This is a genomic window from Phytopseudomonas flavescens (genome assembly GCF_900100535.1).
GTDB classification, from domain to species: Bacteria; Pseudomonadota; Gammaproteobacteria; order Pseudomonadales; family Pseudomonadaceae; genus Aquipseudomonas; species Aquipseudomonas flavescens.
Genome location: NZ_FNDG01000017.1, coordinates 40,724 through 53,264, shown reverse-complemented (window position 1 = coordinate 53,264; position 12,541 = coordinate 40,724). Strand labels below are relative to the sequence as shown.

Sequence of the window (12,541 nt, the reverse complement as noted above, 5' to 3'; positions counted from 1 at the left end):
CAACCCGGCGCTGAACGCAGCGATGCCCGGGGCCGACCCCCATCGGTCGTCTCTCCCCCATGCACCTGCGCCGCGCACCGCAGGCGGCAGACGCCCCGCGGTTGTGCGGTACCAGCATCCGAGTCGAGGGAATGCGCGATCGGCGAGATCACCCAGCCCAGCCGGAAAGGCTTTCCCGCTCAACCGCTGGGGCGCACACGGCGAGTCCGACAGGCAATCGTCAGCCAGCGGGGCCAGTCGCACCAGCCACTGGCATGCAACCTGCTACGTGCATGACCGAGAGGCAGGCCCTGCCTCCATACAATCCGAATCCTGGACAACGGCGTCCACCCTTGTTGCAGCCCGTGTGCTGCCATGAGTGTGACGCCGTTTTTTATTGCGCGCCTTTTGGGGATAACGAGATGGACGACAAGCCACGTACAGCGCCAACCGTTGATGACAGTGCCGATCAAGCGCGCCGCACCTTTCTCAAGCGCTCCACGGGCCTGCTTGCAAGCGGCGCGTTGATGAACCTGCTGCCCGCAGGGCTGAGCAGCGCGGTCTGGGCGGCGGACAGCGATGGCCTGGAGACCACCCGGGCCAGGCTCGGCTTCATCGCTCTGAGCGATGCCGCCCCCCTGTTCGTGGCCGATGAGCTGGGCCTGTTCGCCAAGCACGGGATGACCGATGTCGAGGTGCTCAAGCAGTCGTCCTGGGGCACCACCCGCGACAACCTGATGCTCGGCGCCGGCAGTGGCGGTATCGATGGCGCCCATATCCTCACGCCGATGCCCTACCTGATGGCTGCCGGCAAGATCACCAGCAACAACGCGCCGCTGCCGATGGTTCTGCTGGCGCGCCTGAACCTCAACGGCCAGGGCATCTCGATCAGCAACGAGTACCAGGATCTCAAGCTTGGCAGCGATGCCAGCGCCTTCAAGCAGGCGCTTGCCGCCAAGCGGGCCAAGGGGCAGAAAATCGCCGCAGCGATGACCTTTCCCGGCGGCACCCACGACCTGTGGCTGCGCTACTGGATGGCAGCCGGCGGCATCGAGCCCAACAAGGATCTGCCGACGGTGGTCATCCCGCCACCACAGATGGTCGCCAACATGAAGGTCGGCAGCATGGACGCCTTCTGCGTCGGTGAGCCATGGAACGCACAGTTGATCAACCAGGGGATCGGCTACAGCGCGGTGACCAGCGGCGAGCTGTGGGCCAATCACCCGGAAAAGGCCCTGTCGCTGCGTGCCGACTATGTGGATGCCAACCCGAATGCCACCCGCGCCCTGCTCAAGGCGGTGATGGAGGCGCAGATGTTCTGCGAAGCCGCGGAGAACAAGGAAAGGGTCGCCGAGATCTGCGCCAAGCGCCGCTGGATTGGCGCACCGGCCAAGGACCTGCTGGCGCGCCTGCAAGGCAACATCGCTTACGGCAACGGCCGCGTGGTGGAAAACAGCCCGCATCGGATGCGTTTCTGGAGCGAGTTCGCCTCCTACCCCTTCCAGAGCCACGACCTGTGGTTCCTGACCGAAAACAAACGCTGGGGCTACCTGCCAGAGGATTTCGACAGCCAGGCACTGATCGCCACCGTCAACCGCGAGGGCATCTGGCGCCAGGCCGCCGCCGAACTGGGGGTCCCCGCCGAGCAGATTCCGCAGGGCAAATCCCGCGGCGTCGAGACCTTTTTCGACGGCAAGACCTTCGACCCGCAGAACCCGCAAGCCTATCTCGACAGCCTGTCCCTGAAAGGCCTAACCGGAGCAACGCCATGAATGCGCCCGTCAAATCGCTGGCCCTGCCGGCTGGCGTCATCGCCCCCAGTTGGTCGAAACGCCTGTCGAACACCCTGCTGCAATCGGTGCTGCCCCCCCTGATAATCACCGCCGCTCTGCTGCTGATCTGGCAACTGCTGTGCAGCGGTGCCAACGCATCGTTGCCGCCGCCCAGCCAGGTCATCGAAGACACCTGGGAACTTATCGTCGATCCCTTCTACGACAACGGCGGCACCGACGTCGGCATGGCCTGGCAGTTGCTCGCCAGCCTCGAGCGCGTAGCCTACGGCTATGCCCTGGCGGTGGTCGTCGGCGTGGCCCTGGGGGTGCTGGTCGGCCAGTCGAACTGGGCCATGCGCGGCCTCGATCCGCTGTTCCAGATCCTGCGTACCGTGCCGCCGCTGGCCTGGTTGCCGCTTTCGCTGGCTGGCTTCAAGGACAGTTACCCCTCGGCCCTGTTCGTGATTTTCATCACCGCCATCTGGCCGATCATCATCAACACCTCGGTGGGCATCCGCAACATCCCCGAGGACTACCGCAACGTCGCCAGGGTGCTGCGCCTCGATGGCGTGGAGTACTTCCAGAAGATCATGTTGCCCGCCGCCGCGCCCTACATCTTCTCCGGGCTGCGCATCGGCGTCGGGCTGTCCTGGCTGGCGATCATCGCCGCGGAGATGCTGATCGGCGGCGTGGGTATCGGCTTCTTCATCTGGGACGCGTGGAACGCCTCGCGCATCAGCGACATCATTCTCGCCCTGGTCTACGTCGGCGTGGTCGGTTTCCTGCTCGATCGCCTGGTGCTGTTCGTTGGCAATCGCATCACCCGCGGCACATCGGCCTGAGGAATACGGATATGAGCAAGCACTACTTGAGCATCGAACAGGTGGAAAAGTACTTCGAGCGTGACGGCGTCACCTCCCACGTGCTGAACCAGATCAACCTCGACGTCGAGCGCGGCGAGTACATCTCCATCATCGGCCATTCCGGCTGCGGCAAATCGACGGTGCTGAACATCGTCGCCGGCCTGACCGACTCCAGCAGCGGTGCGGTGATTCTCGACGGTAGAGAGGTTCGCGGCCCCGGCCCGGATCGTAGCCTGGTGTTCCAGAACCACTCGCTGCTGCCCTGGTTGACGGTGCAGGAAAACGTCGCCCTGGCCGTCGACAAGGTGTTCAAGCGCAGCAAGAGCAAGGCCGAGCGCCGCGACTGGACGCTGCATCACCTGCAACTGGTGAGCATGGGCCACGCCCTGCACAAGCTGCCCAGCGAAATTTCCGGCGGCATGAAACAGCGGGTCGGCATCGCCCGCGCGCTGGCCATGGAACCCAAGGTCCTGCTGCTCGATGAACCCTTCGGCGCCCTCGACGCCCTGACCCGCGCCCACTTGCAGGACGAGGTGATGCGTATCCAGGGCGAACTGCACAACACGGTGCTGATGATCACCCACGACGTCGACGAAGCGGTGCTGCTTTCCGATCGTATCGTGATGATGACCAATGGCCCGTCGGCGACCATCGGCGAAATCCTCACCATCGACCTGCCGCGCCCGCGCGAACGCATCGCCCTGGCCGACGACCCGCGCTACAACGCTTATCGCCACAGGGTGTTGAGCTTCCTGCACGAGAAGCGGCGCGCGGTCGAACCCATGGGTGCGCGCCGTGGCGCCGCTGGCGCGACCGAGGAGCTGACCGGCAAGGCACGCGCACGTGCCTGAGGGGCTTGCGTCAGTCGCGGGCGATGCCGGTGACGGTGATGCCGAAGCGCTCCTCCAGGCGGACAGCGGGAGTCTGCTCCTCGTGGGGCTGCTCTTTCGGTTCGAGGCGTTCGAGGTTTTCCTCGGCCCATTCCAACAGCCAGATCACGGCCTGCTCGAGGCTGGGTTTCTCTTTCGATTTGACCTTGAGGACTTCTGCCGCCTCATCTCTGCTGTAGGCGATATTCCATTGGCTCATAGTGTCTCTCCGGCAGGTGGCATTTCAGCGGGCACGCACAGTGGTGCACCTCGATACGATGTAGACCTGCCAGCGGCGAACAGTTCGCCCTATAAATCAGTGGAACTTCACCGCATGCCCCTACTCAGAAATCAGGCATCGATTGATTTCTCCGGGCGCTGAAGGCGCCCTTTTTTTTGCCTGCGATTCGCCTGCGTGCGGCTGGCCACCGGCCCAGGGCGCGTCGCCGCGAGGAGTCTCCGTGAGCGGTTCTGTGGTCGCGCGACATCCCGCCGGGTGCCCACCCGGGAGCAATCGCGAGGCACAAAAAAGCCGGGAACACCCGGCTTGGATTCGTCCCGCAGAGGGCGCGTATCAGGTTCTGGGCAGCGTCACACCGCGTTGCCCCTGGTACTTGCCGCCACGATCCTTGTACGACACCTCGCAGGCCTCGTCGGACTCGAGGAACAGCATCTGCGCCACGCCCTCGTTGGCATAGATCTTAGCCGGCAGCGTGGTGGTGTTGGAGAACTCCAGGGTCACGTGCCCTTCCCACTCCGGCTCCAGCGGCGTGACATTGACGATGATGCCGCAACGCGCATAGGTACTCTTGCCCAGGCAGATGGTCAGCACATTGCGCGGAATGCGGAAGAATTCCACGGTGCGCGCCAGGGCGAAGGAGTTCGGCGGGATGATGCACACGTCACTCTTGATGTCGACGAAACTCTTCTCATCGAAATTCTTCGGGTCGACGGTGGCCGAGTTGATATTGGTGAAGACCTTGAATTCATCGGCGCAGCGCACGTCGTAGCCGTAGCTCGACACCCCGTAGGAGATCAATTGCTGACCGCCTTCGTTGCGCACCTGGCGCTCGACGAAGGGTTCGATCATGCCGTGTTCCTGGGCCATGCGGCGTATCCACTTGTCTGACTTGATGCTCATGGCGGGGCCGTCCTGAAGGTCTGTGCGGTGAAAAAGTGAGGGCATCTTACCGGGCTGGAGGGCAGGGTTCAAAGCCTCTCGACAGGCTCCGCGAGCCCTGCCCAATCGGCAATGATGCAAGGAAATCGCAGAAAGACTTACAGACCATTCGCACTTAGCGAAAAAAGCGGGTATGGTGACCCCACTGTGCTGCATGTGTCACCGCGAATCGCTACATGATGCCTAGATTTCGATCCAAACATCGTCCGACTCCTAGTACTCGTTGCACTCAGTCCCGGCCTGGTTCTATCCAGGGCTGTTATTTCTTTAGTTCTTAGGAGACATCACATGTCCAATCGTCAGAATGGCACCGTTAAGTGGTTCAACGATGAGAAAGGCTACGGCTTCATCACTCCGCAATCCGGTGACGACCTGTTCGTACACTTCAAAGCTATCCAGAGCGATGGCTTCAAGAGCCTGAAAGAAGGCCAGCAGGTTTCCTTCGTGGCCACCCGTGGTCAGAAAGGCATGCAAGCTGAGGAAGTTCAGGTTATCTAACCTGCTCTTTCTACAAAAAACCCCGCCTCGGCGGGGTTTTTTATGGCCTCATTTTTTGCCGAGCCCCTCGGGCATGCAGATACGCGCCCGCCAGGCGGACGCGTAACGGTGATCAATCGTCGGCGATGACGATGGTCGGTACGGCCGGGGCCGTCGCCGCGCTCGCAGCGATGCGCGCCCCGACCTGACGGGCCATCTGTTGATAGAGCATGGCGATCTGGCTTTGCGGGTCGGCGATGGTCGTTGGCTTGCCGCCATCGGCCTGCATGCGGATGGCCATGGACAACGGCATCGACGCCAGCAGGTCGACACCGAACTGGGCGGCCAACTTCTCGCCACCGCCCTCACCGAACAGGTGCTCGGCGTGGCCGCAGTTGGAGCAGATGTGCACGGCCATGTTCTCCACCACCCCCAGCACCGGAATGTTCACCTTGCGGAACATCTCCACACCCTTCCTGGCATCCAGCAGCGCCAGATCCTGTGGCGTGGTGACGATCACCGCCCCCGCCACCGGAACCTTCTGCGCCAGGGTGAGGTGGATATCGCCCGTACCGGGCGGCATGTCGATGACCAGATAATCGAGGGCATCCCAGGCGGTCTGGGTGACCAGTTGCAGCAGTGCGCCGGAGACCATCGGCCCGCGCCACACCACCGGCGTGTTGTCATCGGTGAGAAAAGCCATGGACATCACCTGCACGCCATGGGCTTGGAGCGGTACGAACCACTTCTGTTCACGCACCTGGGGCCGCGTACCTTCGGCAATGCCGAACATGATGCCCTGGCTGGGGCCATAGATATCCGCATCGAGAATGCCCACCCGAGCGCCCTCGCGGGCCAGGGCCAGGGCCAGGTTGGCAGCGGTGGTGGACTTGCCCACGCCGCCTTTGCCCGATGCCACGGCGATCACGTTCTTGACATTGGCCAGGGCAGGCACCTGAGCCTGCGCCTTGTGGGCGGCGATCACACAGTCAACGTCCACGCTGGCACTGTGCACCCCCTCGATATTCTCGATGGCCAACTGCAGCAGTTGCGCCCAGCCCTGCTTGAACAGGGCAGCAGCGTAACCCAGCTCCAGCCTGACGCTGACCTGACCGTCGTGAACCTCGATGGCCCGCACGCAGCCAGCACTGACTGGATCCTGATCGAGATGGGGATCGGTGTACTGGCGCAACACGGCTTCGACCGCGGCACGGATATCAGCGCTCATGCTTGGCTCCGGAGATGGCAGGAATAGACACCTATCCTACCCGAGCGACGCGCTGGATGCAGACCGATGACCCGAGGGGCCACCGGCCGTTGCCACTCACTGCACCGGCTGGCCCGGCAGCGGCTTGAGGTTCACCTCGACGCGGCGGTTCTGCGCGCGACCGTCGGCGGTGGCGTTGTCGGCAATCGGCTGATCCGGGCCGGCACCCCGGCTGGACAGGCGCGTGCCGTCGATGCCCTGGGCGGTCAGGTAGCTGGTCACGCTCTGTGCGCGACGTTGGGACAACGCCATATTGTGCTGGCGCGAACCGGTGCTGTCGGTGTAACCGACGATCTCGATGCTGTTGTTCTGGAACTGCTTGAACGAGGTCGCCAGGTTATTCAGCGGCGTGTAGAAACTCGGGGCGATATCCGCTGAGTCGGTGGCGAAGGTGATATTGCCCGGCATGATCAACTTGATGTCGTCGCCCTGGCGCTGCACCTCCACACCAGTGCCTTCCATGCTGCGGCGCAGCTCGGCCTCCTGGCGGTCGGCGTAGTAACCATAGCCGGCACCGGCGGCACCAGCGAGCACGGCACCGATCGCAGCGCCCTTGCCGCGGTCATCGTGATTGACCGCCGCACCGACCGCCGCTCCAGCGAGCGCCGCCAGGCCGCCATAGGTAGCGGCACGGTGGCCGCCACCGCTGGCTGCGCCACCACCGGCGTTGTCGTAGGGGTTGTTCGAGGCACAGCCAACCAACAGGGCCAGAGCGGTGGCAGAGGCGAGCGGACGTAAAACTGCAGGCATGGTTCATCTCCTTACTGGGAGCGGAAGGTACTCGTTGGAACCCGCCTGGGTCGCTAAATTCAAGTCGATGTCAGCGCTATTTGCCCGCTGGCCGGATCGCGCCCGCTTACTTTATAGTGATCGACCTCCCTCCAGCCGATGACAGCCTGACAATGTCCCAAGCTCGCCAGATTCTCGTTACCAGCGCCCTGCCCTACGCCAATGGTTCGATCCACCTTGGCCACATGCTCGAGTACATCCAGACCGACATGTGGGTGCGCTACCAGAAACTGCGCGGCAACCAGTGCATCTATGTGTGCGCGGACGATGCCCACGGCTCGGCGATCATGCTACGGGCGGAGAAGGAAGGCATCAGCGCCGAACAGCTGATCGACGGCGTCAAGGCCGAGCACAGCGGCGACTTCGCCGACTTCCTGGTGGAGTTCGACAATTTCCATTCCACCCACTCGCCGGAAAACCGCGAGCTGTCGGAATCGATCTACACGGCACTGCGCGACAATGGCCACATCGCCACACGCTCGGTGACCCAGTATTTCGACCCGGAAAAAGGCATGTTCCTGGCGGACCGCTTCATCAAGGGCACCTGCCCGAAATGCTCGGCGGCGGACCAGTACGGTGACAACTGCGAAAAATGCGGTGCCACCTACGAGCCCACCGAACTGAAAGACCCGCGTTCGGCGATTTCCGGTGCGGTGCCGGTGCTCAAGGATTCCAAGCATTTCTTCTTCAAGCTGCCGCAGTTCCAGGACATGCTCCAGCAATGGACGCGCAGCGGCACCCTGCAGGAATCGGTGGCCAACAAGCTCGCCGAGTGGCTCGATGGCGGCCTGCACGAGTGGGACATCAGCCGTGACGCACCCTACTTCGGCTTCGAGATCCCCGACGAGCCGGGCAAGTATTTCTATGTCTGGCTGGATGCGCCGATCGGCTACATGGCCAGCTTCAAGAACCTCTGCGCGCGTCGCCCGGAACTGGATTTCGATGCGTTCTGGAACAAGGACTCCAGCGCCGAGGTGTACCACTTCATCGGCAAGGACATCGTCAACTTCCACGCCCTGTTCTGGCCCGCCATGCTCGAAGGTGCCGGCTTCCGCAAACCGACCGCCATCAACGTGCACGGCTACCTGACCGTGAACGGGCAGAAGATGTCCAAGTCGCGCGGTACCTTCATCAAGGCACGAACCTACCTGGACCACCTGAATCCGGAGTACCTGCGCTACTACTACGCGGCCAAGCTGGGCCGTGGCGTCGATGACCTCGACCTGAACCTCGAGGACTTCATCCAGAAGGTCAACTCGGATCTGGTCGGCAAGGTGGTCAACATCGCCAGCCGATGCGCGGGTTTCATCCACAAGGGCAATGCCGGCGTGCTGGTGGCGGCCAACCCCGAGCCGGAACTGTGGAGCGCCTTCCAGAGCGCCGCACCGAGCATCGCCGAAGCCTACGAAAGCCGAGACTTCGCGCGTGCCATGCGGGAGATCATGGCCCTGGCCGACCGCGCCAACGCCTGGATCGCCGACAAGGCGCCGTGGTCGCTGGCCAAGCAGGAAGGCAAGGCCGACGAGGTGCAGGCGGTTTGCTCCCTGGGCATCAACCTGTTCCGTCAACTGGTGATCCTCCTCAAGCCGGTGCTGCCGCATCTGGCCCGCGATGCCGAGGCCTTCCTCAACGTCGCGCCGCTGACGTGGAATGACCTGGCCACGCCGCTGGCCGATCATCAGTTGAATCCGTTCACTCCACTGCTCAGCCGCATCGAACCCGCCAAGGTCGACGCCATGGTCGAAGCTTCCAAGGAGGATCTGGCCGCTGCCGAAGCCCCCAAAGGTAATGGCGAGCTGAAGAAGGATCCGTTGGCTGCGGAGATCGCTTTCGACGCCTTCGCAGCGGTCGACCTGCGTATTGCGCTGATCGAAAAGTGCGAGTTCGTGGAGGGCGCCGACAAACTGCTGCGCCTGACCCTGGATATCGGTGACGAGAAGCGCAATGTGTTTTCCGGGATCAAGAGCGCCTATCCCGACCCAGGCAAGCTGGAGGGCCGCCTCACGTTGTACGTGGCCAACCTGGCAGCGCGCAAGATGAAGTTCGGCGTGTCGGAAGGCATGGTGCTGGCTGCCGGCCCTGGCGGCGAAGACATTTACCTGCTCAGCCCGGACAGCGGCGCCAAGCCGGGCCAGCGCGTCAAGTAAGCGATTATCGACCCCGACTCTCGTCCTCGAGAGCTGGGAGTAGGCTGATTAACGGCGATAGCGGCCGTTCGATAATCCATGTGGGAGCGGGCCGCGCCCGCGATTTCGCGCGCATGGCGCACTCCCACAATTGTCCGCCAATCGGCCTGCCGCACATACGCACTGGCAAGCAATACGCGATAGATCGTGAACTGTTTCTGAGGTGCAAGGATGCTTTTCTCCAAATCTCGTTTTCTCACCACCGCTCTAGCCCTGCTGACGCTGGCCGGCTGCTCGCCCTCCGGCGACGGCCCCCCGCCAGCGGGCGCCACGTTGCTTGGCGAAACTACGCCGCGGGGTGCGTTTCTCGCCTACGAACACAGCGTGGGCATTCGCCTGCCCATCGAACAGGTCGAGCCGCGTCTGGCGGCCGTGCGTGAAGCGTGCAGCAGCCAGCGTTTCGGCCAGTGCGACCTGCTGGCCATCGAGCAGAGCCAGGGCCACTACCGGGCGGCGAGCATCACCGTGCGCATCGTTCCGGACGGCGTCGAGCCGCTGGTCGGTTTTGCCGGCCAAGGCGGCGAGCTGCAGAGCCGCCACACCCGCGCCGAGGATCTGGCCCAGGCGGTCAGCGACACCGAGCAGCAACGCCAACGCCTGGAGCGCCAGCAGAAAACCCTGCTGCAGTACCAAGCTCGCGATGACCTGAGCGTCAGCGACATGCTCGCCCTGGCCCGCGAACTGGCCGAGGTGGAGGTGCAACTGGCGGGTGCAGCCCAACAGTCGGCCCAGCAGCAACGACGTCTTACCAGCAACCTGCTGACCCTGAGCTTCAGCCCAGAAGGCGAACCGAGCGGGCGCCTGGCACGTATCGGCGAAGCCGCTGGCGGTATGCTCGACAACGCCACCGAGGGCGCCACCGAAGCCATCAGGCTGCTCGGCTACGGCATTCCCTTCGTGCTCATCCTGTTTCCGCTCGCCCTGCTGACCCGCTGGCTGTGGCGCAAGGCCAGCCGCGTTCGCAACGAGGCCTGAATGCACGCTGACGTGACCGTGCCGCTGTACCGGGCGCGGCGCATGCCGGATAATGTGCGGCCAACGCTTCAGCCAGACCTGCAACACCGATGATCGACTCCCGCAACCTCTCCTGCATGCGCTCGCACGGGCCGACCCCGTGCGAGCGACGCTGCGTGCGGCGACCATGAGCACTGCCCTGCGGATCGCCGCCATCGATGCCCTGCTGCCGCAGACGCAATGCGGCAAATGCGGCCACCCGGGCTGCCAGCCCTACGCCGAGGCCATCGCGGCGGGCGAAGCGATCAACAAGTGCCCGCCGGGCGGCACCGCCACCCTCCATGCGCTGGCCAACCTGCTGCGGGTTCCGGAACTGCCACTGGCACTACCGGCCACACCGGCGCAGATCGCGGTTATCCGCGAGGCGGAGTGCATCGGCTGCACCAAATGCATCCAGGCCTGCCCGGTGGACGCCATCGTCGGTGCCGCCAAACTGATGCACACGGTGATCGCCGACGAATGCAGTGGCTGCGACCTGTGCGTTGCGCCCTGCCCGGTAGACTGCATCGACCTGGTTCCTCTCAGCGCCCCGCAGGCGACGATTCAACGCCGGCGTGCCGACCAGTTTCGCGCCCGCCACCAGGCTCGCCTGTCACGCCTGGCTGGCGACGAGGCACGCCGCCGCGCCGCGCGTAGCACCCCCGTCACGCGGCCCGAACCGCGAACAGCCGCAACACCTGGCGCCAACGACGGCGACCAGAACGCACGCCTCAAACGCCTGAAAATCGAAGCCTCGATGGCCAAGGTCGCCTACGAGAAAATCCGCAAACAGGTGGCCATGCACCCCGGCTCGCCGTTCGCGGCACAGCTGGATGCCCTGCACAGCGCCAGCGAGCAGGCAGCCGCGGCCCTGCAGGCGGCTCAGCGACACAGGCCATCGACGGCTGGCGCCGTGGCGAATACCGACGAGGGTGCCTTGAAACGGACTAAGATCGATGCCGCGATGAGCCGCGCGCAGTTGCACAAGGCACTCAAGGCCTTCGGCAAAACCCCCGATGCCCCACAGCAAGAGCAACTCGATAGGCTGCGCCAGGCGGCAGAGAAAGCGCAACGGCAGTTGCACGAGCTGCTACCCGACACCGCTGGCAAGACACCCGGTGCCGGCGAGCAGGCGCTGAAGCAGGCCAAGATCGACGTTGCCAACCGCCGCGCGGCGCTGCAGTCCGGCGAACGTCGAGGCGTCGATGACGACCGGCTGAGTGCCATGCGAGCAGACTACGCGGCGGCGCAACAGGCCCTGCACGACGCCGAACAGCGCTGCGGCAAACCGGCTCCGCAGCGGGTACTGGTCGACAAAGCCGGCGTCAGCACCGAGTTGCGCCAGCTGAAAACCGACCTGGCCTACGCCCGTGCCGACGTGAGCAGGTTGCAACGCAGCGTTACCTGCGAAAGCGCCACCCTCAATGCCGCACTCGAACGCCTTGCCGTCGCCGAACGCCGGCTGCAAGCGCATATCAGCGCCACCTAGAGCGCCCCGACTACCGTGACCCGCCCTGACGATGAACGCCGCCAAACGCCTTGAAATCTTCCGCCGCCTGCGCGAAGACAACCCGGAGCCGAAAACCGAGCTGGCCTACAGCACGCCCTTCGAACTGCTGATCGCGGTGATTCTGTCCGCCCAGGCCACCGATGTCGGGGTCAACAAGGCCACCGCCAGACTCTATCCGGTGGCCAACACCCCGGAAGCGATTCTGGCTCTGGGCGTAGAGGGTCTCAGCGAATACATCAAGACCATTGGCCTGTACAACAGCAAGGCCAGGAATGTCATCGAGACCTGCCGCATGCTGGTGGAACTGCATGGCAGCCAGGTACCGCGAACCCGTGAAGCGCTGGAAGCGCTGCCAGGCGTCGGTCGCAAGACCGCCAACGTGGTGCTCAATACCGCCTTTCGGCAGTTGACCATGGCGGTGGACACGCACATTTTCCGGGTCAGCAATCGCACCGGAATCGCGCCAGGCAAGAACGTGGTGGAGGTAGAGAAGAAACTGCTGAAGTTCGTACCCAGGGATTTTCTCCTCGACGCCCACCACTGGCTGATCCTGCACGGCCGCTATGTATGCCAGGCACGCAAGCCGCGCTGCGGCAGTTGCCGGATCGAAGACCTGTGCGAATACAAATTGAAGACCTCCGACGATTGAGGCTTCA

Annotated in this window: 12 protein-coding genes; 8 read left to right on the top strand and 4 right to left on the bottom strand. The window is 63.8% G+C overall.

The window, feature by feature from the left end:
• Positions 1-401: 401 nt before the first annotated feature.
• Genes BLR94_RS19640 through BLR94_RS19630 form a run of 3 tightly spaced genes read left to right on the top strand, consistent with a single transcriptional unit; the run spans position 402 to position 3,465 of the window.
• The gene (locus tag BLR94_RS19640) at positions 402-1,751 is read left to right on the top strand and encodes a CmpA/NrtA family ABC transporter substrate-binding protein (RefSeq protein WP_084307735.1); all 1,350 of its coding nucleotides are present in this window, start codon (positions 402-404) and stop codon (positions 1,749-1,751) included.
• The gene (ntrB, locus tag BLR94_RS19635; protein ID WP_090423745.1) at positions 1,748-2,593 is read left to right on the top strand and encodes a nitrate ABC transporter permease; all 846 of its coding nucleotides are present in this window, start codon (positions 1,748-1,750) and stop codon (positions 2,591-2,593) included. Before BLR94_RS19640 ends, ntrB begins: the two co-directional genes overlap by 4 nt.
• An 11-nt stretch (positions 2,594-2,604) precedes the next feature.
• Positions 2,605-3,465 (top strand): ABC transporter ATP-binding protein, encoded by an 861-nt coding sequence (locus BLR94_RS19630; protein WP_084307736.1) that lies wholly within the window; start codon positions 2,605-2,607, stop codon positions 3,463-3,465.
• A gap of 10 nt (positions 3,466-3,475) precedes the next feature.
• Here the strand turns inward: BLR94_RS19630 and BLR94_RS19625 are convergent, their stop codons facing one another.
• Positions 3,476-3,703 (bottom strand): hypothetical protein, encoded by a 228-nt coding sequence (locus tag BLR94_RS19625; protein ID WP_084307737.1) that lies wholly within the window; start codon positions 3,701-3,703, stop codon positions 3,476-3,478.
• A 354-nt stretch (positions 3,704-4,057) separates the two neighbouring features.
• Positions 4,058-4,624, bottom strand: coding sequence for a dCTP deaminase (gene dcd / locus BLR94_RS19620; protein ID WP_084307738.1), 567 nt, complete (start codon positions 4,622-4,624; stop codon positions 4,058-4,060).
• Between the two features lie 327 nt (positions 4,625-4,951).
• Between dcd and BLR94_RS19615 the strand changes: the two genes are divergently transcribed.
• On the top strand, positions 4,952-5,161 hold the full coding sequence (locus BLR94_RS19615) for a cold-shock protein (protein WP_042555234.1): 210 nt from the start codon (positions 4,952-4,954) through the stop codon (positions 5,159-5,161).
• A 112-nt stretch (positions 5,162-5,273) separates the two neighbouring features.
• Here BLR94_RS19615 and apbC read toward each other — a convergent pair whose 3' ends face one another.
• Together apbC and BLR94_RS19605 are read right to left on the bottom strand one after the other, a co-directional pair.
• The gene (gene apbC, locus BLR94_RS19610; RefSeq protein WP_084307739.1) at positions 5,274-6,368 is read right to left on the bottom strand and encodes an iron-sulfur cluster carrier protein ApbC; all 1,095 of its coding nucleotides are present in this window, start codon (positions 6,366-6,368) and stop codon (positions 5,274-5,276) included.
• 96 nt (positions 6,369-6,464) lie between these two features.
• Entirely contained in the window at positions 6,465-7,157 is a 693-nt protein-coding gene (locus tag BLR94_RS19605) for a YiaD family glycine zipper/OmpA-like lipoprotein (protein ID WP_084307740.1), read from the bottom strand.
• Between the two features lie 152 nt (positions 7,158-7,309).
• Between BLR94_RS19605 and metG the strand changes: the two genes are divergently transcribed.
• The 4 genes from metG to nth all read left to right on the top strand — a co-directional run bounded on the left by metG (position 7,310) and on the right by nth (position 12,534).
• Positions 7,310-9,343 (top strand): methionine--tRNA ligase, encoded by a 2,034-nt coding sequence (metG, locus tag BLR94_RS19600; RefSeq protein WP_084307741.1) that lies wholly within the window; start codon positions 7,310-7,312, stop codon positions 9,341-9,343.
• A gap of 210 nt (positions 9,344-9,553) precedes the next feature.
• Positions 9,554-10,357, top strand: coding sequence for a DUF4349 domain-containing protein (locus tag BLR94_RS19595; RefSeq protein ID WP_084307742.1), 804 nt, complete (start codon positions 9,554-9,556; stop codon positions 10,355-10,357).
• Between the two features lie 166 nt (positions 10,358-10,523).
• The gene (locus BLR94_RS28230) at positions 10,524-11,864 is read left to right on the top strand and encodes an RnfABCDGE type electron transport complex subunit B (RefSeq protein WP_084307788.1); all 1,341 of its coding nucleotides are present in this window, start codon (positions 10,524-10,526) and stop codon (positions 11,862-11,864) included.
• A 31-nt stretch (positions 11,865-11,895) separates the two neighbouring features.
• Positions 11,896-12,534, top strand: a complete 639-nt coding sequence (gene nth, locus BLR94_RS19585) for an endonuclease III (RefSeq protein ID WP_084307743.1) — start codon at positions 11,896-11,898, stop codon at positions 12,532-12,534.
• Positions 12,535-12,541 lie beyond the last annotated feature (7 nt).